This is a genomic window from Enemella evansiae (assembly GCF_002250705.1).
In the GTDB taxonomy this organism is placed as follows: Bacteria; Actinomycetota; Actinomycetes; order Propionibacteriales; family Propionibacteriaceae; genus Enemella; species Enemella evansiae.
The window spans coordinates 63,547-88,643 of the sequence record NZ_NMVP01000006.1 but is presented as its reverse complement, the minus strand read 5'-3'; the positions used below and the strand labels follow the sequence as shown (position 1 = coordinate 88,643).

General features: G+C 68.6%; 30 protein-coding genes. 8 read left to right on the top strand and 22 right to left on the bottom strand.

Going from position 1 to position 25,097, the window contains the following annotated elements; translation table 11 throughout:
• Positions 1-156 precede the first annotated feature (156 nt).
• From glmM to BI335_RS06705, 5 genes are all read right to left on the bottom strand, one after another.
• Entirely contained in the window at positions 157-1,506 is a 1,350-nt protein-coding gene (gene glmM / locus BI335_RS06725) for a phosphoglucosamine mutase (protein ID WP_094429986.1), read from the bottom strand.
• 16 nt (positions 1,507-1,522) lie between these two features.
• Entirely contained in the window at positions 1,523-2,044 is a 522-nt protein-coding gene (rpsI, locus tag BI335_RS06720) for a 30S ribosomal protein S9 (RefSeq protein ID WP_094359811.1), read from the bottom strand.
• A gap of 17 nt (positions 2,045-2,061) precedes the next feature.
• The gene (gene rplM / locus BI335_RS06715) at positions 2,062-2,505 is read right to left on the bottom strand and encodes a 50S ribosomal protein L13 (protein WP_094359809.1); all 444 of its coding nucleotides are present in this window, start codon (positions 2,503-2,505) and stop codon (positions 2,062-2,064) included.
• Between the two features lie 278 nt (positions 2,506-2,783).
• The gene (locus tag BI335_RS06710) at positions 2,784-4,049 is read right to left on the bottom strand and encodes a citrate synthase (protein ID WP_094429985.1); all 1,266 of its coding nucleotides are present in this window, start codon (positions 4,047-4,049) and stop codon (positions 2,784-2,786) included.
• Positions 4,050-4,178: 129 nt separating this feature from the next.
• Positions 4,179-4,589 (bottom strand): YccF domain-containing protein, encoded by a 411-nt coding sequence (locus BI335_RS06705; protein ID WP_094429984.1) that lies wholly within the window; start codon positions 4,587-4,589, stop codon positions 4,179-4,181.
• A 76-nt stretch (positions 4,590-4,665) separates the two neighbouring features.
• On the opposite strand from BI335_RS06705, the gene trmB reads away from it, so the two are divergent.
• The 6 genes from trmB (at position 4,666) to BI335_RS06675 (ending at position 10,586) form a co-directional block, all read left to right on the top strand.
• Positions 4,666-5,379: a tRNA (guanosine(46)-N7)-methyltransferase TrmB gene (gene trmB, locus BI335_RS06700; protein WP_094429983.1), complete on the top strand. Its 714-nt coding sequence runs from the start codon at positions 4,666-4,668 to the stop codon at positions 5,377-5,379.
• On the top strand, positions 5,376-6,179 hold the full coding sequence (gene truA, locus BI335_RS06695) for a tRNA pseudouridine(38-40) synthase TruA (RefSeq protein WP_094429982.1): 804 nt from the start codon (positions 5,376-5,378) through the stop codon (positions 6,177-6,179). The genes trmB and truA overlap by 4 nt, the downstream gene beginning before the upstream one ends.
• On the top strand, positions 6,176-6,775 hold the full coding sequence (locus BI335_RS06690; protein ID WP_094429981.1) for a class I SAM-dependent methyltransferase: 600 nt from the start codon (positions 6,176-6,178) through the stop codon (positions 6,773-6,775). Before truA ends, BI335_RS06690 begins: the two co-directional genes overlap by 4 nt.
• A 96-nt stretch (positions 6,776-6,871) precedes the next feature.
• On the top strand, positions 6,872-7,054 hold the full coding sequence (locus BI335_RS06685; RefSeq protein WP_094429980.1) for a CsbD family protein: 183 nt from the start codon (positions 6,872-6,874) through the stop codon (positions 7,052-7,054).
• Positions 7,055-7,202: 148 nt separating this feature from the next.
• The gene (locus tag BI335_RS06680; protein ID WP_094429979.1) at positions 7,203-7,817 is read left to right on the top strand and encodes a superoxide dismutase; all 615 of its coding nucleotides are present in this window, start codon (positions 7,203-7,205) and stop codon (positions 7,815-7,817) included.
• 90 nt (positions 7,818-7,907) lie between these two features.
• The gene (locus BI335_RS06675; RefSeq protein WP_094429978.1) at positions 7,908-10,586 is read left to right on the top strand and encodes a PEP/pyruvate-binding domain-containing protein; all 2,679 of its coding nucleotides are present in this window, start codon (positions 7,908-7,910) and stop codon (positions 10,584-10,586) included.
• 157 nt (positions 10,587-10,743) lie between these two features.
• On the opposite strand, the gene BI335_RS06670 is transcribed toward BI335_RS06675, so the two are convergent.
• From BI335_RS06670 to infA, 9 genes are all read right to left on the bottom strand, one after another.
• Positions 10,744-11,376: a hypothetical protein gene (locus BI335_RS06670; protein ID WP_094429977.1), complete on the bottom strand. Its 633-nt coding sequence runs from the start codon at positions 11,374-11,376 to the stop codon at positions 10,744-10,746.
• On the bottom strand, positions 11,373-12,491 hold the full coding sequence (locus BI335_RS06665) for a glycosyltransferase (RefSeq protein WP_094429997.1): 1,119 nt from the start codon (positions 12,489-12,491) through the stop codon (positions 11,373-11,375). The genes BI335_RS06670 and BI335_RS06665 overlap by 4 nt, the downstream gene beginning before the upstream one ends.
• A gap of 250 nt (positions 12,492-12,741) precedes the next feature.
• Entirely contained in the window at positions 12,742-13,431 is a 690-nt protein-coding gene (rplQ, locus tag BI335_RS06660; protein WP_094429976.1) for a 50S ribosomal protein L17, sunset domain variant, read from the bottom strand.
• 34 nt (positions 13,432-13,465) lie between these two features.
• Entirely contained in the window at positions 13,466-14,491 is a 1,026-nt protein-coding gene (locus BI335_RS06655; protein ID WP_094359787.1) for a DNA-directed RNA polymerase subunit alpha, read from the bottom strand.
• 109 nt (positions 14,492-14,600) lie between these two features.
• Positions 14,601-15,206, bottom strand: coding sequence for a 30S ribosomal protein S4 (rpsD, locus tag BI335_RS06650; RefSeq protein ID WP_094359785.1), 606 nt, complete (start codon positions 15,204-15,206; stop codon positions 14,601-14,603).
• Between the two features lie 24 nt (positions 15,207-15,230).
• The gene (gene rpsK, locus BI335_RS06645; RefSeq protein WP_094359783.1) at positions 15,231-15,632 is read right to left on the bottom strand and encodes a 30S ribosomal protein S11; all 402 of its coding nucleotides are present in this window, start codon (positions 15,630-15,632) and stop codon (positions 15,231-15,233) included.
• A 28-nt stretch (positions 15,633-15,660) separates the two neighbouring features.
• Positions 15,661-16,032 carry a 30S ribosomal protein S13 gene (gene rpsM / locus BI335_RS06640; protein ID WP_094359781.1) on the bottom strand — a complete coding sequence of 124 codons (372 nt, stop codon included), beginning with the start codon at positions 16,030-16,032 and terminating at the stop codon, positions 15,661-15,663.
• A 300-nt stretch (positions 16,033-16,332) separates the two neighbouring features.
• Positions 16,333-16,446, bottom strand: coding sequence for a 50S ribosomal protein L36 (gene rpmJ / locus BI335_RS06635; protein ID WP_013862061.1), 114 nt, complete (start codon positions 16,444-16,446; stop codon positions 16,333-16,335).
• A gap of 106 nt (positions 16,447-16,552) precedes the next feature.
• A complete protein-coding gene (gene infA / locus BI335_RS06630; protein ID WP_094359779.1) occupies positions 16,553-16,774 on the bottom strand; it encodes a translation initiation factor IF-1 in 222 nt (73 codons plus the stop codon).
• Between the two features lie 194 nt (positions 16,775-16,968).
• On the opposite strand from infA, the gene BI335_RS21010 reads away from it, so the two are divergent.
• Entirely contained in the window at positions 16,969-17,415 is a 447-nt protein-coding gene (locus BI335_RS21010) for an SMI1/KNR4 family protein (protein ID WP_166646862.1), read from the top strand.
• The gene (locus tag BI335_RS21005) at positions 17,408-18,097 is read left to right on the top strand and encodes an HNH endonuclease (protein ID WP_166646861.1); all 690 of its coding nucleotides are present in this window, start codon (positions 17,408-17,410) and stop codon (positions 18,095-18,097) included. Before BI335_RS21010 ends, BI335_RS21005 begins: the two co-directional genes overlap by 8 nt.
• Positions 18,098-18,110: 13 nt before the next feature.
• Here the strand turns inward: BI335_RS21005 and BI335_RS06620 are convergent, their stop codons facing one another.
• From BI335_RS06620 to BI335_RS06585, 8 genes are all read right to left on the bottom strand, one after another.
• Positions 18,111-18,989 carry a hypothetical protein gene (locus BI335_RS06620; RefSeq protein ID WP_094429975.1) on the bottom strand — a complete coding sequence of 293 codons (879 nt, stop codon included), beginning with the start codon at positions 18,987-18,989 and terminating at the stop codon, positions 18,111-18,113.
• Between the two features lie 31 nt (positions 18,990-19,020).
• Entirely contained in the window at positions 19,021-19,896 is an 876-nt protein-coding gene (locus tag BI335_RS06615; protein ID WP_094400052.1) for a GTP-binding protein LepA, read from the bottom strand.
• 48 nt (positions 19,897-19,944) lie between these two features.
• Entirely contained in the window at positions 19,945-20,325 is a 381-nt protein-coding gene (locus tag BI335_RS06610) for a DUF1707 SHOCT-like domain-containing protein (protein ID WP_094359773.1), read from the bottom strand.
• A 117-nt stretch (positions 20,326-20,442) separates the two neighbouring features.
• Positions 20,443-21,123 carry an ABC transporter ATP-binding protein gene (locus BI335_RS06605; RefSeq protein ID WP_208109360.1) on the bottom strand — a complete coding sequence of 227 codons (681 nt, stop codon included), beginning with the start codon at positions 21,121-21,123 and terminating at the stop codon, positions 20,443-20,445.
• 43 nt (positions 21,124-21,166) lie between these two features.
• Positions 21,167-21,937, bottom strand: coding sequence for an ABC transporter ATP-binding protein (locus BI335_RS06600; RefSeq protein ID WP_094429974.1), 771 nt, complete (start codon positions 21,935-21,937; stop codon positions 21,167-21,169).
• On the bottom strand, positions 21,937-22,995 hold the full coding sequence (locus tag BI335_RS06595) for a branched-chain amino acid ABC transporter permease (protein ID WP_094427399.1): 1,059 nt from the start codon (positions 22,993-22,995) through the stop codon (positions 21,937-21,939). The genes BI335_RS06600 and BI335_RS06595 overlap by 1 nt, the downstream gene beginning before the upstream one ends.
• A complete protein-coding gene (locus BI335_RS06590) occupies positions 22,995-23,876 on the bottom strand; it encodes a branched-chain amino acid ABC transporter permease (protein WP_094429973.1) in 882 nt (293 codons plus the stop codon). The genes BI335_RS06595 and BI335_RS06590 overlap by 1 nt, the downstream gene beginning before the upstream one ends.
• A 4-nt stretch (positions 23,877-23,880) precedes the next feature.
• Entirely contained in the window at positions 23,881-25,089 is a 1,209-nt protein-coding gene (locus BI335_RS06585; protein WP_166646860.1) for an ABC transporter substrate-binding protein, read from the bottom strand.
• Positions 25,090-25,097 lie beyond the last annotated feature (8 nt).

Sequence of the window (25,097 nt, the reverse complement as noted above, 5' to 3'; positions counted from 1 at the left end):
GAAGCGTGATCACGCCGCCGTGGTCGGCCAGAAGTTGCTGCACCTGCGCCCGCTGCCCCATGCAGCACCATGGGGACCGAGGCGCCGAATCGTTCGGGCTCGCGGCCCGCCCTGTGGAGAACCCGAGCCCGGCGAACGCCTGTGCACAACTCGCGCTCAGAGCGTCAGGTACTCGCGTACCTTCCCGGCGAGATGGTCGGCGACCCGCTGGGCCCGGTCGTGGCTGTCGGCCTCGACCATCACCCGGACCAGCTGTTCGGTACCCGACGGACGCAGCAGCACCCGCCCGGAGTCCCCCAGATCGCGGGAGGCGGCCTGCACGGCCTGGACCAGGTCGGGGTGGATACCGGCACGGGACTTGTCCACCCCGGACACGTTCACCAGCACCTGCGGCATCCGGGTCATCACCGACGCCAGCTCGGCCAGCGACTGCCCGGCGACCGCCATCTGGGCCATCAGGTGCAGCCCGGTGAGCACCCCGTCACCGGTGGTGGCGAACTCGCTCATCACCACGTGCCCGGACTGCTCACCGCCGAGGGTGAAGCCGTTGGCCTTCATCGACTCGAGCACGTAGCGGTCGCCGACCTTGGTCTGGTCGACGGTGATGCCGTGCTCGCGCATCGCCCGGACGAAGCCGAGGTTGCTCATCACGGTGGCCACCACGGTGTCGTTGACCAGCTTGCCGGCCTGCTTCATCGCCACCGCGAGGATCGCCAGCACCTGGTCACCGTCGACGATGTTGCCGGCGGCATCCACCGCCAGGCAGCGATCGGCGTCGCCGTCCAGGCCGATCCCGAGGTCGGCACCGTGTTCCACCACCGCGGCCTGCAGGTCACCCAGATGGGTGGAGCCGGAATCCTTGTTGATGTTCGTACCGTCCGGTGCCGCGTGGATCGCGGTCACCTGCGCACCGGCGTTCTCGAACGCCGCCACGGCGGTGTGGAAGGCCGCACCGTTGGCGCAGTCGACGACCACATGGATGCCGTCCAGGCGTACCCCGGCCAGGCTGCCGACCAGATGCTCGACATACCGCTCGACCAGGTCGTAGTCCGGGCGTACCCGGCCCACATCGGCCCCCACCGGACGCTGCCACTGCTCCCGCATCCGGGACTCGATCGCATCCTCGACGACATCATCGAGCTTCGCCCCACCACGGGAGAAGAACTTGATCCCGTTGTCGGGCATCGGGTTGTGACTGGCCGACAGCATCACGCCGAGCTCGGCGCGGGTGCTGTTCACCAGGTACGCCACCCCCGGCGTGGGGACGACGCCGAGGCGCACCACATCGACCCCGGCGCTGGCCAGGCCGGCGATCACCGCGGCCTCCAGGAATTCCCCGGAGGCGCGCGGGTCGCGGCCCACCAGTGCGATCGGTCGAGCGGCGCGGAAGACCCCGGCCTCGCCCAGCACGTGGGCAGCGGCGACGGACAGGTCCAGCGCGAGTTCCGCGGTCAGGTCGACATTCGCCCGACCGCGGACTCCATCGGTACCAAACAGGCGGCCCAAGGCAGCGCTCCGCCGATCAGCGCTTGCTGTACTGCGGCGCCTTGCGGGCCTTCTTCAGGCCAGCCTTCTTGCGTTCCTTGATCCGCGCATCGCGGGTCAGCATGCCGGCCTTCTTCAGCGACGGGCGGGACGCCTCGGCGTCCACCGCGTTCAGGGCGCGGGCCACGCCGAGCCGCAGTGCACCGGCCTGGCCGGTGATGCCGCCGCCGTGGATGCGGGCGATCACGTCGTAGGAGCCGTCGACCTGGGCGGTCGCGAAGGGCTCGGAGACGATCTGCTGGTGCACCTTGTTCGGGAAGTAGTCATCCAGCGCGCGGCCGTTGATGGTCCACTGGCCGGAACCGGGGACGATCCGGACGCGGGCGATGGCCTCCTTGCGGCGGCCGGTGGCCTGGCCGGGGGCGACCACGGCGGGCCGCTCGGTGGCCTGCGCGGCGGATGCGGCGCCGGCCTCGGAGCGGTAGCTGATCTCGCGCTCGCCCTCGGTGAACGGGGTGACGCCGTCGAGGGTCTCGTTCTCGGTGGTGTTCTCAGACATCTGCGGTTCTCCCGGGTTCACTGGGCGATCTGGGTGATCTGGTACGGCTGCGGCTGCTGGGCGGTGTGCGGGTGCTCCGGACCGGCGTACACCTTGAGCTTCTTCATCAGCTTCCGGCTCAGCTTGTTCTTGGGCATCATGCCCCAGACCGCGAGCTCGACGGCCTTGCGCGGATCGTGATCCAGCAGTTCGCCGTAGGGGGTCTGCTTGAGGCCACCCGGGCGACCGGAGTGCCGGTAGGCCATCTTGTCGGTGCGCTTGTGGCCCGACAGCGAGATCTTGGAGGCGTTGACGACGACCACGAAATCGCCACCGTCGACATGCGGGGCGAAGGTCGGCTTGTGCTTGCCGCGCAGCAGGGTGGCGGCGGTGGTGGCGAGGCGACCCAGCACCACGTCGGAGGCGTCGATGACGACCCAGTTGCGGTCGACCTCGCCGGGCTTGGGGCTGTACGTGGACACGTAGAACCTTCTTCGTTCGGGCTGATTTCTCAGCGGCTGGCGGTTCAGCACCCGGTGCCCTGGCCTCGACGGCACGAGATCGCGCCGGAGACGGCACCGCATCTCGAAACCAGAGTTTCGGACAGACGAAGGGATTCGCGGCGAATCTCTCCCGTTTGCGACCGAGCGCAACAGCAGATGAATGTACGCCCCCGAGGGCGCTTCGGGCAAATCGGCCGGGTACGCAGACGGGCCGCCTCCCTGCCGGGAGACGGCCCTTCTCGCTCGGACAGCCGAGGTCAGTCCTTCTTGGCGTAGTCCCGCTCGGTCTCGCCGATGTAGACCTGCCGCGGGCGGCCGATCTTGTTGTCGGGGTCGACCATCATCTCGCGCCACTGCGCGATCCAGCCGGGCAGCCGGCCGAGCGCGAAGAGCACGGTGAAGTAGTTCATCGGGAAGCCGAACGCGGCATAGATCAGGCCGGTGTAGAAGTCGACGTTCGGGTAGAGCTTGCGGGACTTGAAGTAGTCGTCGTTGAGGGCGACCTCCTCCAGGCCCTTGGCGATGTCCAGCAGCTCGTTGTCGGTGTCGGCGAGGATCTCGTCGGTGTGCTTCTTCACGATGGCCGCACGGGGGTCGTAGTTCTTGTAGACCCGGTGGCCGAAGCCCATCAGCTTGACCCCGTCCTCCTTGTTCTTCACCTTCTCCATGAAGGTCGCGGTGTCGTTGTCCGACTCGTGGATCGCGCTCAGCATCTCCAGCACCGCCTGGTTGGCGCCGCCGTGCCGCGGGCCCCACAGCGCGTTCACGCCGGCGGCGATCGAGGCGAAGATGTTGGTGTCCGCGGAGCCGACCAGCCGCACGGTGGAGGTGGAGCAGTTCTGCTCGTGCTCGGCGTGCAGCACCAGCAGGGTGTCCATCGCCTTGACCTGCTTCTCATCGACCGAGTCGCCGAAGCACATCCGCAGGAAGTTCTCGACGTAGCCGAGCTTCGGGTCGACCTCGATGAACTCCTGGTTGGTGACATAGCGGAAGATGTACGCCGCCAGCGTCGGTACCTGCGCCATCAGGCGCACGGTCGCGGCCTCGACCTGCTTCTCGTCGCGCACCGCGACGGCGTCCTGGTTGTAGGACTCGAGGACCATGATGCCGGCCGACAGCATCGCCATCGGGTGGGTGTCCCGGGGGAAGGCCTTGAACAGGTTCTTCACCTCGGGGTCGATCTCGCGCTGGGCGAGGATCTGGTCGGTGAAGTCCTTCAGCTCGGCGGCGGTCGGCAACTCACCTTTGATGACCAGCCAGGCCACCTCGAGGAAGTTGGACTGCTCGGCCAACTGGTCGATCGGGTAACCGCGGTAACGCAGGATGCCCGCATCGCCGTCGATGTAGGTGATCGCCGAACGGCAGGACGCCGTGTTCGTGAAGCCCGGGTCCAGGGTGGTGTTCCCGGTGGTCTTCATCAGTGCGGCGATGCCGTAGCCGCTGTTGCCCTCGGTGGCCGGGGTGACCGGCAACTCGACACGGAACTCGCCGTCCTGGAGCACCGCAACGTCGTCGTTCGACATATTTCTCCCTTGGTGTATGGCTCTTCGCGGCTTACCCTAACGTCCCCCGAGACCTGCTCGTGACCACGTTCCGGGCGATGGATCGCACGCGCGGCCCCCAGACCCGCGACCCAGCGGGTGACCAACTGGTCAAATTGAGATGAGCGGCACACTCCCCGGCGGCACACTGCGCGAATCGACGATGTCCTTGCCGAACGGGAAGCAGGTGATCGGGATCATCTTCACATTCGCGATCGCCAGCGGGATGCCGATGATCGTCACCGCCTGAGCGATGGCGGTGGTGATGTGGGTGGCGGCGATACCGAGCCCGGCCACCACGAACCAGATGATGTTGGCGATCGCCGAACCGGTGCCGGCGCCGGGCTTCTGGATGACGGTCCGCCCGAACGGCCAGAGCGCATAGGACGCCATCCGGAACGAGGCGATCCCCATCGGAATGGTGATGATGAACACACAGGCGATCAGGCCGAACAGGAAATAGCTCAGCGACAGCCAGATGCCTCCGGTGATCAGCCAGATCAGGTTCAGCAGTGTCTTCATGCTCCCATTGTGGTGCCCACCGGCAAGCCGATCGCAGCCGGGTTGCCGAGGCGCCGGGTCGCTAGAGTCTGCCCCCATGACCGGCCCCGAACAGCGCACCCACCGCGAGGTGGTCTCCTTCGTGCGCCGGAGCACCCGGATGAACCCCAGCCAGGAGCGCGCCTGGGCCAACCGGGAGCGGTATCTGGTCGAGGTCCCGCGGGCGGCGACCAGCACCTCGATCGCCGCATCCGCGGCCGTGGACTGGCCTGCGGTCTTCGGCCGCAGGGCCGAGCTGGTGGTGGAGATCGGCTCCGGGACCGGGGACTCGCTGGTCGCGATGGCCGGCGCCGCCCCGGAGCGCGACCATGTCGCCTTCGAGGTGTTCCGGCCCGCGCTCGCCTCGACGATGATCAAGCTGCAGCAGGCCGGGATCGAGAATGTCCGCCTGGTCGACGCCAACGGCGTCGAGGGCCTGACTCGGTTGTTCGGCACCGGGTCGGTGAGCGAGCTGTGGACCTTTTTCCCCGATCCCTGGCACAAGACCCGGCACCACAAGCGGCGGCTGGTCTCGACCGAGTTCGCCGATCTGGTGGCCGACCGGCTGGTCCCCGGTGGGCTGTGGCGGATCGCCACCGACTGGGCCGACTACGCCGAACACTGCCGCGAGGTGCTCGATCCGCATCCGCGCCTTGTCAACCAGGGCACCGATTCCGGCGATCTGGTTCCGCGGCCGGAGACCAAGTACGAACGGCGGGGGGTGGCCGCAGGGCGCGCGGTGACCGAGCTGGCCTATCGGAGCCGACCGTGACGACCAACAGGTGGCGGCTCGACATCTCCTACCACGGCAGGGATTTCTCGGGTTGGGCAGCCCAGCCGAACCGGCGCACCGTGCAGGGCGTTCTGCAGGACTGGATCCCGCGGGTACTGCGGCTGACCGACCCGGTCGAGCTGGTCGTCGCCGGGCGTACCGATGCCGGGGTGCATGCCCGCGGCCAGGTCGCCCATCTCGATCTGCCGGTCGAGGTCGACACCGATTCCTTGCAACACAGGCTTTCCCGGGTGCTGCCACCGGATCTGGTGGTACGCCGGGTCTCGCCGGCACCGCCGGGTTTCGATGCCCGCTTCGCCGCGATCTGGCGCCGTTACGTCTACCGCTTCGACGATTCCGGTACGCCGGATCCGCTGCTCACCGACCATGTGCTGTCGATGCGTGATCGGCTCGACGTGGACGCGATGAATGCGGCCGGGGAGCTGTTGCTCGGGCTGCACGACTTCGCGGCCTTCTGCAAACGCCGCGAGGGGGCGACCACGATCCGTACCCTGCTGGAACTCTCGGCGGTCCGCGAGGGGCCGCGGGTGGCGTACACGGTGCGCGCGGACGCGTTCTGCCACTCGATGGTCCGGTCGCTGATGGGCGCGCTGACCAGTGTGGGCAGCGGCCGGCGCGATCTGGACTGGCTGCGCGGGGTGCTGGCCACCCCGCACCGGGAGAGCAGCGTGCCGGTGCTGCCGGCGCACGGACTGTGCCTGGAGGAGGTCGGCTACCCCACCGACGACCTGCTGGCCGCGCGGGCCACCGAGGCCCGATCGAGACGGGAGCTGTCGTGAGCGAGCACTACTTCCGCACCCCGGACGGGCCGGAGAAGCGGCGTACGGTCGGCGCGCGGATCTTCGACACCGACTATGAATTCCAGACCGCGAACGGGGTGTTCTCCGCCGACGGGCTGGACCTGGGCACGGCAGTACTGCTGCGTACCGTCGCCCCGCCGACCGCCGCGACCCGGCTGCTCGACCTGGGCTGCGGCTGGGGCCCGATCGCGGTGGCGCTGGCCGACCACTCCCCCGGCGCCGTGGTGGACGCCGTCGACACAAACGAGCGCGCGCTCGCGCTCTGCGCCGAGAACGCCGCCGCGGCCGGGGTCGGCGACCGGGTCCGGCCGATGCTGCCCGAGCAGGCCGATCCCGAGGCGGAGTATGACGAGATCTGGTCCAATCCCCCGATCCGGATCGGCAAGGACGCGTTGCACGAACTGCTGCTCGACTGGCTGCCCCGGCTGAGCAGGGAGGGGACGGCGTACCTGGTGGTGGGCCGCAACCTCGGCGCGGACTCCCTGCAGCGCTGGCTGATCGAGCAGGGGTACGGCTGCGAGCGGCTCGCCTCGGCGAAGGGGTTCCGCGTCTTCGCGGTCACCCGGGTCGCCTGACACGCGCCCACCCCAACGGTTACCCGTATCGACATGTGGGCATAATGTGCACATACCGCGGCGAACCTCGCCGCTGGCCGATCTAGGAGGTACAGCATGGGACTGGGCGACAAGATGCAGAATGCGGCCGACAAGGCCGGCGGCAAGATCAAGGAAGGCGCCGGCAAGGCCACCGGTAACGAGCGCCTCGAGGCCGAGGGCAAGGGCGATCAGGCCAAGGGCGGCATCAAGCAGGCCGGCGAGAACATCAAGGACGCCGGCAAGGATGTCACCCGCTGATCTGTCGTACACCAACGACTCGGAGGGCCCGCCAGAACACTGGCGGGCCCTTCTTTATTCCCCGTCTCGACCCGGCAGACCCCCCGGCGGGTCGGCGTACCCCGCCACCTAGAGTGGATCAGGTCAGGCCTGCGAAAGGACAAGGAGCATCATGACCTACACACTTCCGGATCTCCCCTACGACTACAGCGCGCTGGAGCCGGCCATCTCGGCCGAGATCATGCAGCTGCACCACGACAAGCACCACGCCACCTACGTCAAGGGCGCGAACACCGCGGTCGAGAAGCTGGAGGAGGCCCGGGCGAAGGGCGACTTCGCGACGATCAACCAGTTCGAGAAGGATCTCGCCTTCAACCTCGGCGGCCACGTCAACCACTCCGTCTTCTGGAAGAACATGTCCCCCGACGGCGGCGGTGAGCCCGACGGCGAGCTGGGCGACGCGATCAACGAGTTCTTCGGCTCCTTCGAGGGCTTCAAGGGCCAGTTCCAGGCGAACGCGCTGGGCATCCAGGGCTCCGGCTGGTCGATGCTGGTCTGGGACACCCTCGGCAAGCGGCTGAACATCCAGCAGCTCTTCGACCAGCAGGGCAACCTGCCGGCCGGCCAGCTGCCGATCGTGCAGATCGACATGTGGGAGCACGCGTTCTACCTGCAGTACAAGAACGTCAAGGCCGACTACGTGACCGCCTGGTGGAACGTCGTCAACTGGGCCGACGCCGCCGACCGGCTGTCGCAGGCCAAGGCCGCGCAGATCGACTACTGAGTCCGCCGGCTGACCCAGCCGAACGCACTGCCCGCACGGGGCCGGCCCACCTGGGCCGGCCCCGTTCGCGTCCGGGTCTAGAGTGCAGAAATGCTGTACACACGCGACCTGAACACCCTGCGACGCGACGACCTGACGGTCGCCGGTGGCAAGGGCGCGAACCTCGGCGAGCTGCTCGCCGCCGACCTGCCGGTCCCGGACGGCTTCGTGCTGACGACCGACGCCTACACCGAATTCGTCACCAGCAATGGGCTGCAGCCGCGCATCGACGAGCTGCTGGCCGCCGGTGATCCCGACGCCGCCTCGGCCGCTATCACCGCCCTGTTCACCGGCGGTGAGCTGCCGCCGGCGATCCAGACGGCGCTGCGCGGGGCGCACGCCCGGCTCGGCGACCAGGTCGCCGTCGCGGTGCGCTCCTCGGCCACCGCGGAGGATCTCGCCGAGGCGTCCTTCGCCGGGCAACAGGAGACCTTTCTCAACGTACGCGGGGATTCCGCGCTGCTGCAGGCGGTGCGCGACTGCTGGGCATCGCTGTGGAGCCCGCGCGCGATCGCCTATCGCGCCGCCCACCGGGTGACCGGCGACCTCGCCCTGGCCGTGGTGGTGCAGCGGCTCGTCGACGCCCGCTCGGCGGGGGTGATGTTCACCGCGAACCCGACCAACGGGCGTACCGATGAGACGTTGATCTCCGCCGCCTGGGGGCTCGGCGAGTCGGTCGTCTCCGGCAGCGTCAGCACCGACGACCTGGTGCTGCGCGACGGCCGGGTGATCGAACGCAACACCGCCAGCAAGCAGATCCACACGGTGCGCACCGATTCCGGCGTACGCGAGGAGGCGACACCGTCCGACCGGCGCGATGCGCCCGTACTGGACGACGCGGCGGCGGCCGGGTTGGCTGAACTGGGGCGGCGGGCGGCGGATCACTTCGGCCCCCCGCAGGATCTGGAGTGGGCCATCGACACCGACGGCACGCCGTGGCTGGTGCAGTCGCGGCCGATCACCGCGCTGCCGGAGGAGACCGGGGAGGCGCCGACCGAGTGGCCGGTGCCCGCGCGGCACGACGTGTTCATGCGGGCCAGCATCACCGAGCAGTTGCCGAATCCGCTGTCCACCCTGTTCGCCGATCTCGCCGAGAAGCTCGTGGTACCGGGAATGATCGGGACCATCAACAGCTTCTTCGGGCCGCAGAAGTTCTTCACCGCCAAGGACATCTCGTTCGTCACGATCAACGGGTTCGCCTACTACGGTTACGGGAATTCGCTGTTCGTGAAGGTGTTGCCGGTGCTGCCGTTCGCCAGCAAGCTGATCTTCAGCCAGCTCGGCCGGGAGAAGCGGCAGCAGCTGTTCCGGCCGCGTTATGCCGCGGTGGTACGGCGCCGGCGCGAGCAGGATCCCGGTGGGCTGTCGGCGAGCGAGTTGCTGGCCGGCATCGAGGAGCTGGTCGGCGCCGGCTTCGCCTACTACACCTCGGTGCAGACGATCATCCCCGAGGCGGTCACCAGCGAGTTGCTGTTCACCGGTTTCTATGACCGGGTGGTGAAGCGGCCGGGTGATCCGCGGGCCGAGGATTTCCTGCTGGGACTGGATTCCGCGCCGTTGCGCGCCGATCAGTCGGTCTACGAGCTGGCCCGTTGGGCGGCCGGGCGCCCGGCACTGGCGGCAGCGCTGGGGCGCACCGAGGTGGAGCTGGGGGACGCGGCGCCCGCCGGCGTCGACGAGGCCGACTGGGCGGAGTTCCGGCGACTGTTCGATGCGCATCTGGATCGCTTCGGGCACGCCGTCTACAACCTGGATCTGATGAATCCGGTGGCCGCCGACAATCCCGCACCGGTGCTCGATGCGCTGCGCTTCTATCTGTCCGGGACCGATGCGTCACCGGTGCAACGCCGGAATCGACTCGCGACGAACCGGAAGGCGGCCATCGACCAGGTCCTGGGCCGGCTGCGGGGCACCCGGCGCACGCTCTTCCAACGCCTGTTGCAGAACGCCAACGAGATGGGCCCGGTACGCGAGGACTCACTGGCCGACATCGGACTGGGCTGGCCGACCGCACGGGCGTACGCCGCCGAGCTCGGGCGGCGGTTGGTCGCCGCCGGGGTGCTGGAGGGGGCCGAGGACGTCCACTGGTTGCGGCTGGCCGAGTTGGAGCGGGCCGCCGCCGAGCTGGACGCCGGGCGTACGCCCCGGCCGGCCCAGCAGGAGGTGGCCGAGCGTCGTCGGGAGTGGCGCGGCCGGCGCCGGGTGACGCCACCGGCGATCGTGCCGGATCGCTCGCTGTGGCACGTCTGGGACAACTTCATGCCCTCGGTGATGGGTGACCAGTCCGGTGCGGTGCTGCGCGGCACCGGGGCGAGCGGCGGCCGGGTGACCGGCACCGCCCGGGTGGTGCACGGGCCGGAGGACTTCTCCGGAATGCAGCCCGGGGAGATCCTGGTCGCGGCGATCACCACCCCGGCCTGGACGCCGCTCTTCGCGCTCGCCGCCGGCGTGGTCACCGATATCGGCGGCCCGCTGAGTCACTCCTCGATCGTGGCCCGCGAATACGCCATCCCGGCCGTGCTCGGTACCACGGTGGCCACCGCACGGATCAAGACCGGCGACCGGCTCGCCCTCGACGGTGAGGCCGGTACGGTGACCCTGTTGGACGAACAGCAGCCGGAATCCGCACCGGTGCAGGGAAAACGCGGAACGATCAGGAAGGTCGCCCTCGCCGCCGGCGCGGTCACTGCCCTGCTGATCGGCATCCGCCTGGCCCGCCGCCAGCGCTGACGCTCATCGAGTAGCTGACCCGGCGCAGCGACCCCCACCACGTTCATCGAGTAGCTGGCCCGGCGCAGCGAAGCGGAGCCGGGGCAGCGTGTCGAGATGAACCCACGACACCAGCACCTCTCGACACGGTCGCTACGCGACCTACTCGAGGTGCGTACTAGTCGTCCTCGACCTTGCTGCCGAACTCGCGGTACATCCAGCGCGGGAGGGGTTTGCGGGTGAGGGTCGCCTTCCAGCAGGCGAACACCGTGAACAGGATCATCCCGTTGTTGGTGTTCCAGTAGGTCATCGTCCGGAACGGCAGCACCTCGGTGACCGGGATGAACTCGACCTCACCCGGCCCGGCGTTGGCCCGGGAGGCACAGACGTCCAGGGTGCGGCCGTCGATGGTCACCCGCAGCCAGCTGTGCCCCATCCGCCACCAGGGGTTGATGTCCTGGCGGACCCGGGTGGCGAAGACCCGTTCGACCTGGAATCCCAATGCCTCCAGGATTTCAGCGAGCGCGCCGTTGTACTGGTTGGCATAACCGCGGGAGTTCCGGAAGGCGAGCCCGGGGGTCTCCCAGAGGTTCAGGATCGAGTAGCGGGTGAACTTGCGGTGCACCAGCGAGCGGGCGAACTCGACCAGCTCCCAGCCGGACAACCCGCTGTTCCGGCTGACCCAGATCGCATCCCGGATGGTGTGCACGCCATCGGGTTGGGCGCGCAATGCGCGCGGGGCCTGGAGCACCAGTGGCGCCACCGCCGCCCCGGCCGCACCCGCGGCCAGCGCCCACTTCTTCCAACTCATGATCGATCCCCTCGTTCCCGCCTGGCCAGTCGGCCGCGTACCCGGTCCCGCCACAGGGACTGGTACGGCGCCCGTCGGGCCAGCTCCTGGTGCAGCTGCAGCATCCGCTGCACCGATGTGTTCCAGTCGTAGCTCTCGGCCCGCTGCCGGGCGCTGTGCCGGGTCGCGGCACGGGGCCGGCCGGCCATCCGCTCGATCGCGTCGGCGATGCCCATCGGGTCCGGCGCTCCCCACTCACCGCAGCTCTCATCGACCAGTTCCCGCGCGCCACCACGGTCGGAGGTGACCACCGGCGTACCGGTCGCCAGCGCCTCCAGCACCGCCAACCCGAAGGTCTCGGCCGGGCAGACCGACAGCGAGACGTCGGCGTCGGCGTACGCCTCGGCCACGGCCTCCCGGCCGGAAAGGTAACCGTGGAAGGAAACCGGGGCATCGCCGGCGATCTCGCGCAGCTCGTCCAGATGGGGCCCGTCACCGTAGACGTCGAGGCGTACCGGCAGACCGCGACGATGCACCTCGACCGCCCCGGCGACCGCCAGGTGCGGGCTCTTCTCCCGGCTCAACCGACCCACATAGCAGAGCTTGAGAGTGTCGTCGTCGGCCGGGGATCCCTTGTCGGGGTTGAAGGTCCGCAGATCGACACCGAGCGGGACCTTGACCAGGTTGGCGCCGGTGTTGTGGAACTCATCGGCCGCGTACTGGCTGGTGACCACCACCGCGTCGAAGGATTGCGCCAGCCTGCGGTTCAGTGCGCCGACGGCGGTCTCGACGCCGAACTGACGGCGCAGCCAGAGCCCGAGCATGGCGTCCAGGCGTTCGTGGCTGAACAGGATCGAACCGACACCGCGGCGCCGCGCCCAGCCGGCGACCGGCGACAGCGTCCACTTGTCGGAGACCTCGACGCTGGTCGGCGCGAAGCGATCCAACACCGCCAGCGCGCGCCACGGTTGGGCGATCATCCGGTACGCCGAGTTGGGCAGATGGGGGGAGGCGACCTCGACCACGATCCCGCGTTCGGTCTCGGTGGTGCGGTCCTTCTCACCGGGGACCACCAGGATCCGCTCGTGCCCGGCGTCCACATAGCCGGCACCGAGGCTCTCGATGGCCTGGCGCATGCCACCGGAGACCGGACCCACGAAGTTCGCCAGCTGGGCGATCCGCAGGCGGTCAGGTTCACTCACCCGGCCAAGGGTAGTCGGCCCCAGCGAACCGAGATCCGCGCCAAGGAATGATCATGGAATATTCGTACTGGCATACGTATGTTTGCAGGTGAAGGCCCGGATATTCCATGATCATTCGCGGCGATCGGGAAAACGAACGGCGCCCGCCCCCTGCTGGGGACGGGCGCCGTCGGTCTGCTGAGACTCAGGCCTCGTCGGAGTCCTTGGCCTCGGCCTTGTCCTCGTCGGCGTCCTTGTCCTTCACCGCGTTGACGAAGCCGGCCTTCTCGGCGGCCTCGGCGGAGTTGAACCAGACCTCGGCGACGGTGCGGTCGTACCACGGCGACTCGGGGGTGTGGAACTTCATCGAGTCCTCATTGCCCTTGATGTCGTAACCGGCGGGCGGGTTGTCGCCCTTGTACGAACCGTCGGCCTGGGCCTCACCGGCCTCGGTGTCGACGGCGGCCTTCTCCTCGGCCTTGGTGTCGGCGACCTTGGCCGGCTTCGCCGCGGCCTTCTTCGGCGCCTTGGCGCTGACCGGGTCGGTGATCACCTCGATGATCGCCATCGGGGCGTTGTCGCCCTTGCGGGGACCGACCTTGGTGATCCGGGTGTAACCGCCCTCGCGGTCGGCGACGGCCGGCGCGATCTCGGCGAACAGGATGTGCAGCACACCCTTGTCCCGGATGTGGGTGGCGGCCAGCCGGCGGGCGTGCAGGTCACCGCGCTTGGCCTTGGTGATCAGCTTCTCCGCCAGCGGACGGACCCGCTTGGCCCGTGCCTCGGTGGTGGTGATCCGGCCGTGCTCGAAGAGCTGGCTGGCCAGGTTGTCCAGGATGATCCGCTCGTGCGCGGGCGAACCGCCCAGCCGCGGACCCTTGGTTGGCTTCGGCATTCTCTATCTCCAAATCTGTTTCGGGCCGGGAGGCTCAGTACTGCTCGGTCTCGGCGAAGTCCTGGTCGCCGTCCTCGTCGTCCTCGTCGTAGCGACCCACCGCACCGAGCGGGTCGAAGCCGGGGGCGGAGTCCTTGAGCGACAGACCCATCTCGTGCAGCTTCAGCTTGACCTCGTCGATCGACTTGGAGCCGAAGTTGCGGATGTCGAGCAGGTCCTGCTCGGAGCGGGACACCAGCTCGGAGACGGTGTGGATGCCCTCGCGCTTGAGGCAGTTGTAGGACCGGACGGTGAGGTTCAGGTCCTCGACCGGCAGGGCCAGGTCGGCAGCGAGCTGCTCGTCCACCGGGGACGGGCCGATCTCGATGCCCTCGGCCTCCAGGTTGAGCTCACGGGCCAGGCCGAAGAGCTCGACGAGGGTACGCCCGGCGCTCGCGACGGCGTCCCGGGGACGGATCGCGGGCTTGGTCTCGACGTCGACGACGAGCTTGTCGAAGTCGGTGCGCTGCTCGACACGGGTGGCCTCGACCTTGTAGGTGACCTTGAGCACCGGCGAGTAGATCGAGTCGACCGGGATCCGGCCGATCTCGTGGTCGCCGGACTTGTTCTGCACCGCGGAGACGTAGCCACGGCCACGCTCGACGACGAGCTCCATCTCGAGCTTGCCGTTGTCGTTGAGGGTGGCGATGTGCAGCTCGGGGTTGTGCACCTCGACCCCGGCGGGCGGGGCGATGTCGGCGGCGGTGACCGCACCGGCACCGGCCTTGCGGAGGTACATGACCACCGGCTCGTCCTCCTCGGAGGAGACGACCAGGGCCTTGAGGTTGAGGATGATCTCGGTGACATCCTCCACGACGCCCTCGATGGTCGAGAACTCGTGCAGGTTGCCGTCGATCTTGATGCTGGTCACCGCGGCGCCCGGGATGGACGACAGCAGGGTGCGACGCAGCGAGTTGCCGAGGGTGTAGCCGAAACCGGGCTCGAGGGGCTCGATGACGAACCGGGACCGGTTGTCGTCGACGACCTCTTCGGACAGCGTGGGCCGCTGGGCAATGAGCATGTGTTGTTCTTCCTTTCGTGCCAACCGCTATTTGATGGCAAGAGGTGGATCCGCCGGGGGCGAGAAGCCCCCGGCGGGTGGCGGGGACCAACCGGCCCCCGCCCTCGACTCACTTGGAGTAGAGCTCGACGATCAGCTGTTCCTGAACGTCGACGGTGATCTGCTGCCGGGTGGGCAGCTGGTGCACCAGGATCCGCATCTGGTTCGGCCGGGCCTCGAGCCAGGCCGGTACCTCGCGCTCGCCGTGGGTCTCGCGGGCGACGACCAGCGGGTGCAGGTTCAGCGACTTGTCCTTGACATCGATGATGTCGTGGGCGGAGACGCGGAACGAGGGGATGTTCACCTTCTGGCCGTTGACCAGGAAGTGACCGTGGACCACCATCTGGCGGGCCTGGCGGCGGGTGGCCGCGAAACCGGCGCGGTAGATGACGTTGTCCAGTCGCGACTCGAGGATCTGCAGCAGGATGTCACCGGTCTTGCCGGTGACGCGGTGTGCTTCCTCGTAGTAGCGGCGGAACTGCTTCTCCAGCACGCCGTAGGTGTAGCGAGCCTTCTGCTTCTCGCGCAACTGCAGGGCGTACTCGGAGTCCTTGGTGCGACCCCGGCCGTGCATGCCGGGCGGGTAGGGGCGGCGCTCGAAGGCCTTGTCGTTGCCGACCAGGTCGGAGCCCAGGCGACGCGACTTCTTGGTCATGGGACCGGTGTAACGAGCCATGTCAGTTTCTCCTGTTCTCCGCGATCAGACGCGACGGCGCTTGGGCGGACGGCAGCCGTTGTGCGGCACGGGGGTGACATCGGCGATGGCACCCACCTCGAGGCCGATGGCGCCGAGCGAGCGGATGGCGGTCTCCCGGCCGGAACCGGGGCCCTTGACGAACACGTCGACCTTCTTCATGCCGTGCTCCATGGCACGACGCCCGGCGGCCTCGGCGGCCATCTGGGCGGCGAACGGGGTCGACTTGCGCGAGCCCTTGAAGCCGACGGTGCCGGCGGAGGCCCATGAGATCACGTGCCCGTTGGGGTCGGTGATCGAGATGATCGTGTTGTTGAACGTCGACTTGATGTGGGCCTGTCCGGCCACGACGTTCTTCTTCTCCTTGCGGCGCACCTTCTTGGCGGCGCCGCGTCCTGCGGTAGCCATATCTGTTCAGATCTCCCTGGTGCGTCCGTTACTTCTTCTTCTTGCCGGCCACGGCCTTGCGCTTGCCCTTGCGGGAGCGGGCGTTGGTCCGGGTGCGCTGACCGTGCACCGGGAGCCCGGCGCGGTGCCGACGGCCCTGGTACGAGCCGATCTCGATCTTGCGGCGGATATCGGCGGCGACCTCACGACGGAGGTCACCCTCGGTCTGGTAGTTCGCGTCGATGTGGTCACGCAGCTGGACGAGCTGGTCGTCGCTCAGGTCGCGGACGCGGGTGTCGCCACTGATCCCCGTGGCGTCCAGGGTCTCCAGGGCGCGGGTGCGACCCACGCCGAAGATGTAGGTAAGTGCGACCTCGAGGCGCTTCTCGCGCGGGAGGTCGACACCCATGAGGCGTGCCATTTCAGCAGTCCCTTCGGGTCCGGTTCGTGGCGCCGGTTCCAAGGGCGCTGATCCACGAGCCGCGGAGGTCTCTGGCGTGGTGCGTCCGGCGTACCTTCTGATTCGTACGCCGGGCCCGGCCTCCGTCCGGGCGTGGGCCCCGGGGGATCGCTCCCCCGGGATTGGCACCACGTTGGTGGTTATTGAGTTGTCGTTGCTATTGAGTTGTCAAGGGTGCTCTGCGGGCCGTCCGCCCCCAGCGCGAAAGCGTAAACCTGTCGACTCGGCGTACGCCGGGCCTTTCGGGCTCACGCCAGGGACTCAGCCCTGGCGCTGCTTGTGCCGCGGGTTCTCGCAGATCACCATCACGCGACCGTGCCGGCGGATCACCTTGCACTTGTCGCAGATCCTCTTGACGCTCGGCTGAACCTTCATTGCTGAGCTTCCTATCGATTCTGGGCATGCCCGAGGTCGGACACACCTGTGAGTGGTGATTGACCGACCCCGACCACGAAGGGCATGGGATCGGCCGGACTGTCGGTCACTTGTGCCGGTAGACGATTCGGCCGCGGTTCAGGTCGTAGGCAGAGATCTCCACGACCACTCGGTCGCTCGGAAGGATGCGGATGTAGTGCTGCCGCATCTTGCCACTGATCTGGGCGAGCACCTTGTGACCATTGGCCAGCTCAACGCGGAACATCGCGTTGGGCAGCGCCTCGACCACGGTGCCCTCCATCTCGAGGAAGCCCTCTTTCTTCGACATGTACTCTCAATCTGTCGGGAAGTCCGGATGGACGAATTCGACGAATCGCACGACCGATCACCCGGCGTGGGTGACCGACGTGCAATACTACGTCACCCTTGGCGTACGCCCAAATCTTGCGTCGGCCGGGCGCGCGGATGGTTCCTCCCTGCGAGACGACCGAGACGACCGCCACTGCCTCTACGCTCGTCGGCATGCAGTTCGTCGCGCTCGGGCCGGCCACCACTGAGGAGTTGGCCGCGCTGCCACAGGTCGCGGGCGCCGCCCTGCCGCCGGACTATCTGGACTGGCTGGGCACCGTCGGCGGCGCCGACCTCTCCAGCTGGGTGGACATGCCACCGGCGATCGGCACCGGCTGCTTCAACCACGTCTACACCGCGATCGAGGCGATCCGCACCCAGCAGAACCGGGCCCGCGACGACCGCAACTACGGTCCCGAGTTTCTCGGGATCGCCAGTTCCGGCAACGGCGGCTCGGCATGCCTGCTGCTCACCGGCCCCGACGCCGGCTCGATCTGGTGGTGCGACGACACCATCGCCGATGCCCAGGGGCCCGCCGCCCCCGGCGTACTCACCCCGATCGCCGCCACCTGGACCGAGTTCTGGCAGCGCACCCTGGCGACGGAGGAACTCGATGGGTAAGGGCACCGCACTCAAGGGGTTCGTCAAACCCCTGGTCGATCCGCTGCTGCGCACCGTCGACGACGCCGCCGGCGCGTCCGCCAAACAGGGGGCGAAGAAGGGCGGCAAGGAGGCCGCGGAACAGGGCGCGAAGAAGACGGCGAAGAAGAGTGCCGCCGACCCGCTCGCCGCGTCGAGGAGCGCGAAGGAGCAACGGCTGACGCGCTTCAAGCCGCCGGACCCCAAGAACGCCGGGCACCGCAATCCCAACTTCCGGGAGCCCCAGCGGGCCGAGGATCTCGACCCGCGGGAACTGGCCCGCGCCCAGCGTCGGGGCCGCTCCATGAACGGGGGCCAGGCACCGATCAACTCGCAGTACGCCGGCCAGCGATTCCCGCTGGAGAAGGACTATCCGGAACTGGCGAAGCAGTACCCGGAGGGCGTTCGGTTCTCCCCCGAGGGTTATCCACAGTTCGGCCGTTATGCGCTGCACGAGGTGGAGTTGCCGACCCCGTTGGCGAAGACCTCCGGGGGTGACATGGCGGCCGCGAACCGACTGGTCGAACCGGGGTTCAAGCAGCCACCCGGTTTCACCTGGCACCACGTCGAGGGTGGCCCGCCGGTGCGGATGCAGTTGGTGCCGACGCAGCTGCACGGGGCGGTCCGGCACACCGGTGGACGTTCCCAGAATCCGCACCTCTGACCCGCGGGGAAGTTCAGTCCTCCTGGGCCGCGAGTTCGCGGATCCCGGGCTGATCGGCCTCGGCCCGGGACCAGTAGGTCTCGGCCATCTCGGCGTCCCCACGGCCCCGCTCGATGGATTGCGCGATCCGGGCGAGACCGACCGGCTGATCCCCGCCGGGACAACGCATGGCGAACCGGAATGCCAGCTCGGCCATCGGATAGTCCGCCAGCCAGTAAAGCGATTCCCCCATCCCGCCATAGATCGTCGCCGACCAGGACCATTCCTGGGTCGGGGCGGGGATCACGTCCCAGGCTCGCTCCCAGACCTTGAGCGCCTCCCGGTGCTGCTCCTGGTCATCAAGGCCGGCGGCCTCGTCATAGATCGTCTGCAACTGCGCAAGCGCGCTCTCGCTGAGTTCCTCGGGGGCGCGGCGGTCGGTGGTCACCCAGGGCACCGGCATCCGCACGACCGGCAATCCCTTCAACTCCCGGTACTGCGCCAGCAGCTTCGGATGCTCGGCGAATTCGTAGAAGTAGCCGCTCAGTGCGACGGCGCGATCCAGCGCCTCGACTGCCCGCTCCCGCAGGCCCATCGCCAATGACAGCCGGCCCACCAGGGCCCAGTACCCTGCCTGTTCGCCGCGGTCGTCCGGGTCGGCGACCTCGCGATAGCGCTCCAGCCACGTCGCGGCAGCCTCATGATGCCCGGCGGCCAACTCGCCCTCGGCCGACTGACGGGCGACCTCGGCCCCGGTCTGCACCCACTGGTCGCGCGGTTCGGGAATCGCCTGCCAGGCACGCTCGGCGAGTTCGGCGGCCCGCTCCGGGTCGCTGCCCCAGAGTTCGGCGGCCTCGTCGGCGGGCACATAGACTGCGGCGCTGGCGTCACCCAGCAACTCCTTGCGCTTCATGCGCCCAAACCTAACAGCGGACGGGCCCGGATCAGGCGGCCAGCGCCTGCTCCCGCTGGCGATGCAGTTCCAGGCTCTCCCGCAGCGCGCGGAGCACGTAGGGCGGGAACTCCATCCCCTGCCGGTGGGCCCAGAGCAACCGGGCCTCCAGCCGGCCGACCTGCTTGGCGTACGCCTCCAGGTCGCGGGTGATGCCGAGATTCTCCATCACCCCGCCCATGTCGGCGGTGTAGGCCTTCTTGCCGTTGGTGCCGACCAGGCCGTAGGAGATGGACCGCAGCTGACGGGCCAGCCAGAGCTGCCACGGCTTCAACCGGCCGCTCTGGATCATCTCGGTGGAACTCATCTGGTAGAAGGCGAAGTGGCCCGGTTCCTGCTGCTTGATCGGGCCGATCACGGTCTGCGCGATGGCGTCCTCGCCCATCTCGGTGAGCGACTTGTTGAGGGTGTTGTACGCCAGCACCGCCTGGCGTTCGGTGCTCGCGCCGGTCAGGTAGTAGAGCAACCGGGTCACCTCACCGATGGCGGGCAGGTGGGAGAGGGCGCCGAGGATCTTCATCGACAGCTCCACCTCCAGCATCGGCTCGGAGGGCTCCATGCCGAGATCCTGACCGAGTTGGTCGATGATCAACCCGTGCTGGATCTCCTGCGGCTGCCAGACGTCCTCATAGAAGAAGCGGTCCAGCTCCCGGGTGTGCGGCAGCAGGGTGAGCAGCTCGAGCACATTGCGGTCGACCTCGAGCTCGACCCGGGCCAGGTATTCCAGCACGTGACCGAAGCGTTCGCGCACCAGGCGGGGGTTGCGGATGGTGCGATCGACCGAACCAAGACGGATGGGCGGGTGGAGGTCGGCCAGCCGCTGCACGTGGTCGCGGATCTTGGCCGACGTGATCAGGTCCCTTGGCACGGCGCCATACTACCCAGTAGAGCGGTGTGCCGCTGGGTGATGTGCAACTCAGAGAAGCACGGCCAGCAGCACGATCAGCACGATCAGGATCAGCCCGCCGGCGACGCCGCCGACCAGCGCCAGGCTGGCCCGGTTGCTCGGTGTCCGGGCCTCGCTCAACTCACCGGGTCGCCCACCGGGTGTCTGCTGCACGATCGCCGGTTCGTTGTGGGTGGCCGGCTTGCCGAGCCGCTCCACCACCGGCGCCAGGTCACCCAGCTTCGTGGCGCCGAAGATCCGGTCCAGCAACTCGTCGTAACCCTGCTGATCCAGCTGCCCGGCGGTGAAGGCCTCGTTGAGCTGGGTGGAGAGCTGGTTGCGCTCCTCCTCGGTGACCGGCGCATCGGGCTGGGTCCGGTAGCGCGAGGAGATCGGCAGGTTGCTGCTCATGGGAGGAGTCTATGAACGTCGACTGAGCGAGCGCCAGCGAGTCGACGTCGATGCCTGCCGTACGCAGGCTTCGACTCCTCGTTCCTCGTCGCTCAACCGGCGTACGAACCGCGCGGGTCAACCGACACCCAGCAGGGCCTGGGCCCGTTGGCCGTCGGCGCGGAAGTCGGCGACCGTGGAGCGGTGCACGATCTCGCCCTTCTGCATCACCAGCACCCGCTGGGCGACCTTGAAGGCGAGCCGCAGATCCTGTTCCACCAGCAGCACCGCCACCCCGGTACTGGCCAGCTCGGTGAGCACCTCCCCCACCTGGGCGACGATGGTCGGGGCGAGTCCGTCGGAGGGTTCGTCGAGCAGCAGCAGCCGCGGATTGCCGACCAGGGCACGCCCGATCGCCAGCATCTCCTGCTCACCGCCGGAGAGCTGGGAGCCGAGATGGCCACGGCGTTCACCGAGCCGCGGCATCAACGCCAGCACCGAGGCCGGGGTCCACTCCCCCTTCCGCGCCGAGATCGCCAGATGCTCGTCGACGGTCAGCGAGGAGAAGACCCGCCGGCCCTGCGGCACGATCGACACCCCGGCCCGGGCCATCGCATGCGGCAGCCGGCGGGCCAGCTCGGTGCCATCGACCCGCACCGAGCCGGAGCTGGGGCGTACCAGACCCATGATGGAGTTGATCAGCGTGGTCTTGCCGACGCCGTTGCGGCCGAGCACCGCCACCGACTCACCGGCATCGACGGACAGGCTGACCCCGTCCAGCACCCGCGATCCGTCGTAACCCGCAACCAGGTCGCTCACCTCGAGCAGCATCGGCGCGTCCCCTTCCAGGAAAGAAAAAGCATCAGTAGAAGAGCGGTTCGGCACCCTCGGATTCACCCAGGTACGCCACCTTGACCTCGTCGTTGTCGCGGATCTCGGCGGGGCTGCCGTGGGCGATCAACCGGCCGGCGGCCAGCACGCTGACGGTCCGTGCGAGCCGGAACACCACTTCCAGATCGTGTTCGACGATGAGCACCGTGACGGACTCCGGCAGCCCCTCGATCAGCTCCATGAACCGTTTCGTCTCGGCCGCCGACATGCCCGCGGCCGGTTCGTCGAAGAGCACCATGGTCGGCTCGCAGGCCAGCACCATCGCCACCTCGAGCTGGCGGCGCTCACCGTGCGAGAGGGTGCCGCAGATCAGCTCCTCCCGCCCGGACAGTCCGACCGCGGCCAATTGCTCGGCCGCCAGCTCCCTGATCCGCCCGTCCCGCCCGGGTACCGGGAAGAACCGCTTCGGGCTGCCCTCGACGCCCTCGACCGCGAGCACCACGTTGTCCAGCACGCTGATGCCAAGGAACAGGCTGGAGTGCTGGAAGGTGCGCACCAGCCCGGCCCTGGCGCGGGCCGGTTCGTCGAGGCCGGTGATGTCGCGGCCGGCGAAGCCGATGGTGCCGGCACTGGCCGGGGTGGCGCCGCCGATCACCGAGAACAGCGTCGATTTGCCGGCGCCGTTCGGCCCGATCAGGGCGTGCCGGGCGCCGCGCTCGACGGTGAAGCTGACGTCATCGACGGCCTTCAACGACCCGTAGTGCCGGCTCACCCCGTTCAGCTCGAGCAGTGTCTCGCCCATCACTTGGCCCCTTCCACGCCGGCGTCTCCCTCACCGGCCACGGCGAGCGTCGGCCCGCGCCGTCGGCGTACCAATCCGGCGATGCCGCGCGGCAGTGCGAACACCGCGACCACGAACAGCAGGCCGAGGATGGTGGCGCCGTGCCCGTTCACCATCGCGCCGACGTAGTCGCGGATGAAGATCACGATCGCCGCCGCCAGGATCGGGCCCCACAGGGTGCCGGCGCCGCCGAGCACCACCGAGAGCAGCGCGATCGCGGCGAGCGAGAAGGCCATGTCCCCGGGGGAGAAGAAGCGGGCCTGTGCGGTCCAGGCGGTACCGGCCATGCCGGCGATCGCACCGGCGAAGGTGTACGCCATCAGCTTCACCGGGTAGCTGCGCTGGCCGAGCGCGTGCAGCCGGGATTCGGCATCGCGGACCCCGCGCATCGAGCGGCCGAGCGGGGAACGGACCAGCACGATGGCCAGCGCCAGGCCGATCAGGAAGACGAACAGCACCCAGAAGTAGACCAGTCCGGCCAGCCGCAGCGGTTCGCCGCCGGGGGTCAGGGTGACCGCCGGGATCCCGGACAGGCCGTTGGAGCCGCCGGTCACCGCGGTCATCGAATCGGCCTGCCGGTTGGCCAGCTCGGTGATCGCCAGGGTGACCATCAAGAAGACGAATCCGTTGGTGCGGACCGCGACGGCGCCGGTGACCAGGGCGAGCGCGGCGGCGACCAGGGTGCCGAGCAGCAGTTGCAGGAAAGCGTTCGTGGACAGGTGGATCCCGACGAGCCCCGCGGTGTAGGCGCCCGCACCGAAGTAGGCGACCTGGCCGAGCGTCGGCAGCCCGGTGTAACCGGTGAGCAGGTCGACGCTGATCACCAGCAGCGCGAAGGACAGGATCCGCGACAGCAGCAGCACCGGATAGGGCGCCACCCAGAACGGCACCGAGACCAGCAGCAGGATGCCGACGACGATCAGCGGGAGCGCCAGCCAGCGCGGCCGCCGGGGTTTCGGTGCCGTGGTGGTCGGAGACGACGCGGGGGCGGAATCACCGGGGCGGGTGACGGTCGACATCAGTGCCCTCCCCCATGTCGGGCGGGCAGCAGCCCGGCCGGCTTGAGCAGCAGCACCAGGGCCATCACCGCGAACATCAGGAAGCTCGCGTAGCTGGCCAGCACCGAGACGCCGACGGTCTGCACCTGGCCGACCAGCAGCGCACCGACCGCGGCGCCCTTGAAGGAGCCGAGACCGCCGATGACGACGATCACCAGCGCGTAGAGCAGCACCAGGTCGTCGTTGCCGGGCTGGGCACCGAGCAACGGGGCCGCGATCAGACCGCCGACGGCGGCCAGCGCGGCGCCGCCGCCGAAGATCCCGGCCAGCACCAGCCGGGTGCGGATCCCGGTGGCCTCGACCATCGCCCGGTCGGCCACGGTGGCGCGGACCACCGCACCGATCCGGGTCTTCTCCAGGATCAGCCAGAGCCCGATCCCGACGACCAGACCGATCGCGATCATCACCAACCGATAGATCGGGTACGGGGCGCCGAACACCGGCACCTCGCCGCTCAGGAAGGGCGGCGGCGGTACCGATTTCACGTCGGCACCGAAGACGATCAGCAGCAGGTCGGCGACGATCATCGCGACACCCAGGGTGAGCATCGCCTGGCGCAGATGGTTGGTCACCGACTGGGTGAGCACGGCGAGCAGGATGCCGGCCAGCAGGCCGATCACCGCGGCCACCAGCACCGCCACCAGCGACATCGCACTGGAGGCGCCGCCGCCGAGCAGGGCGACCCCGACATAGGCGCCGATCAACGACACCGACCCGTGCGCCAGGTTGAGCACGTCCATCGTGCCGAAGACCAGGGAGAGGCCGATGGCCACGATGAACAGCACCGCCCCGAGGGCGAGGCCGTTCACCGCGGTGACGGCATAGGCGGAGAAGAGTTCCATCGGCTCAACTCGCTGACACGGTGCCGAGGACGGTGTTCACGAACTTGCCGTTCCTGGTGACCACCTGCCGCTCGTAGAACGTCTGGTCCGGGTCGTGGTTGGCGGTGAACTTCCAGGTTCCGCGCGGGCTGTCGACCTGGCTGACGGTGCCGAGCGCCTTGCCGATCGCCTCGCCCGAGGTGCCGTCGGCGGCGGCCAGTGCCTTGTCCAGCACGGCGGCGGCATCGTAGGCCTGCACCGAGAACGCCGTCGGGGTGGCCCCGCCATAGGCGTCGGCGTACGCCTTCACGAAGGCCTGGTTGGCGGGGTTGTCCAGCTGGTCGGAGTAGTGCAGCACGGTCTTCAGACCGTCCGCGGCCGCCCCCTCGGCCTCCAGTGCGGTGCCCTCGGTGAGGTCACCGAAGCTGAGCAGCTGGATGCCGTCACCAGCCAGGAATTGCTTGTACTGCTTGACGAAATTGACCGCCTCGGCACCGGCGTAGAAGACGAACACCGCCTTCGCCCCGGAGGTGCGGACCTTGTTCAGATAGGGCTGCCAGTCGGTGGTGGTGCCGAACGGCGTGTAGTCCTCACCGACGATCTGCCCGCCCGCCGCGGTGAAGGATTCCTTGAATCCGGCCAGGTGCTCCTTGCCGGAGGCGTAGTCGGCGCCGAGCAGATAGACCGACCCGTCACCCAGTTCCTCCTTCACCTTCTTCCCGTACGCCCGGCCCGGATCGCTGTTCTTGAAGCTGGTCCGCCAGATGTAGTCCGAGGGCGGGGTGGTCAGCCCATCGGCCCCGGCGTTCGCGACGACCAGCGGCACCTTGGATTCGACGAAGGTCTTCTTCAACCCCGCCGCGGTGGCCGAGTTGACGATGCCGGCGACCGCGGAGACCTGGTCCTGGGTGATCAGCTTCTCGGTGGCGGGTACGCCGGTCTGCGGACCAGAACCCTCATCGGTCTCGACCAGGGTGATGTCCTTGCCACCGAGCTTGTTGCCCTTCTGGTTCAGATAGAGCTTGAAACCCTGCTCCATGTCCCGACCCAGGGAGGCGTACACCCCCGACTTCGGCACCGACAGCCCGATCTTCACCGGCCCCGACGCGGCACCTCCCCCGCCGCCGCTGCCGCCGAGGCTTCCCCCGCCACAGGCGCTGAGGGCCAGCACGGCCGACAGCACCGGAATCACCCACGCCCTGCGGCGCAGCGAAGCCATCCTGGATGCACTCATGTTGCTAC

What these genes read in the sequence shown, in the direction of transcription:
- infA (WP_094359779.1), bottom strand. Translation starts at nt 16,774, where the DNA reads ATGTCGAAGAAAGAGGGCTTCCTCGAGATGGAGGGCACCGTGGTCGAG.
- BI335_RS06610 (WP_094359773.1), bottom strand. Translation starts at nt 20,325, where the DNA reads ATGAGCAGCAACCTGCCGATCTCCTCGCGCTACCGGACCCAGCCCGAT.
- BI335_RS06655 (WP_094359787.1), bottom strand. Translation starts at nt 14,491, where the DNA reads ATGCTCATTGCCCAGCGGCCCACGCTGTCCGAAGAGGTCGTCGACGAC.
- BI335_RS06670 (WP_094429977.1), bottom strand. Translation starts at nt 11,376, where the DNA reads ATGAGTTGGAAGAAGTGGGCGCTGGCCGCGGGTGCGGCCGGGGCGGCG.
- rplQ (WP_094429976.1), bottom strand. Translation starts at nt 13,431, where the DNA reads ATGCCGAAGCCAACCAAGGGTCCGCGGCTGGGCGGTTCGCCCGCGCAC.
- BI335_RS06600 (WP_094429974.1), bottom strand. Translation starts at nt 21,937, where the DNA reads ATGGGCGAGACACTGCTCGAGCTGAACGGGGTGAGCCGGCACTACGGG.
- BI335_RS06710 (WP_094429985.1), bottom strand. Translation starts at nt 4,049, where the DNA reads ATGTCGAACGACGACGTTGCGGTGCTCCAGGACGGCGAGTTCCGTGTC.
- BI335_RS21005 (WP_166646861.1), top strand. Translation starts at nt 17,408, where the DNA reads ATGGGTAAGGGCACCGCACTCAAGGGGTTCGTCAAACCCCTGGTCGAT.
- BI335_RS06705 (WP_094429984.1), bottom strand. Translation starts at nt 4,589, where the DNA reads ATGAAGACACTGCTGAACCTGATCTGGCTGATCACCGGAGGCATCTGG.
- rpmJ (WP_013862061.1), bottom strand. Translation starts at nt 16,446, where the DNA reads ATGAAGGTTCAGCCGAGCGTCAAGAGGATCTGCGACAAGTGCAAGGTG.
- BI335_RS06595 (WP_094427399.1), bottom strand. Translation starts at nt 22,995, where the DNA reads ATGTCGACCGTCACCCGCCCCGGTGATTCCGCCCCCGCGTCGTCTCCG.
- BI335_RS06620 (WP_094429975.1), bottom strand. Translation starts at nt 18,989, where the DNA reads ATGAAGCGCAAGGAGTTGCTGGGTGACGCCAGCGCCGCAGTCTATGTG.
- BI335_RS06665 (WP_094429997.1), bottom strand. Translation starts at nt 12,491, where the DNA reads ATGCGCCAGGCCATCGAGAGCCTCGGTGCCGGCTATGTGGACGCCGGG.
- BI335_RS21010 (WP_166646862.1), top strand. Translation starts at nt 16,969, where the DNA reads ATGCAGTTCGTCGCGCTCGGGCCGGCCACCACTGAGGAGTTGGCCGCG.
- rpsD (WP_094359785.1), bottom strand. Translation starts at nt 15,206, where the DNA reads ATGGCTCGTTACACCGGTCCCATGACCAAGAAGTCGCGTCGCCTGGGC.
- BI335_RS06685 (WP_094429980.1), top strand. Translation starts at nt 6,872, where the DNA reads ATGGGACTGGGCGACAAGATGCAGAATGCGGCCGACAAGGCCGGCGGC.
- BI335_RS06675 (WP_094429978.1), top strand. Translation starts at nt 7,908, where the DNA reads ATGCTGTACACACGCGACCTGAACACCCTGCGACGCGACGACCTGACG.
- BI335_RS06585 (WP_166646860.1), bottom strand. Translation starts at nt 25,089, where the DNA reads ATGAGTGCATCCAGGATGGCTTCGCTGCGCCGCAGGGCGTGGGTGATT.
- trmB (WP_094429983.1), top strand. Translation starts at nt 4,666, where the DNA reads ATGACCGGCCCCGAACAGCGCACCCACCGCGAGGTGGTCTCCTTCGTG.
- rpsK (WP_094359783.1), bottom strand. Translation starts at nt 15,632, where the DNA reads ATGGCTACCGCAGGACGCGGCGCCGCCAAGAAGGTGCGCCGCAAGGAG.
- BI335_RS06590 (WP_094429973.1), bottom strand. Translation starts at nt 23,876, where the DNA reads ATGGAACTCTTCTCCGCCTATGCCGTCACCGCGGTGAACGGCCTCGCC.
- rpsI (WP_094359811.1), bottom strand. Translation starts at nt 2,044, where the DNA reads ATGTCTGAGAACACCACCGAGAACGAGACCCTCGACGGCGTCACCCCG.
- rpsM (WP_094359781.1), bottom strand. Translation starts at nt 16,032, where the DNA reads ATGGCACGCCTCATGGGTGTCGACCTCCCGCGCGAGAAGCGCCTCGAG.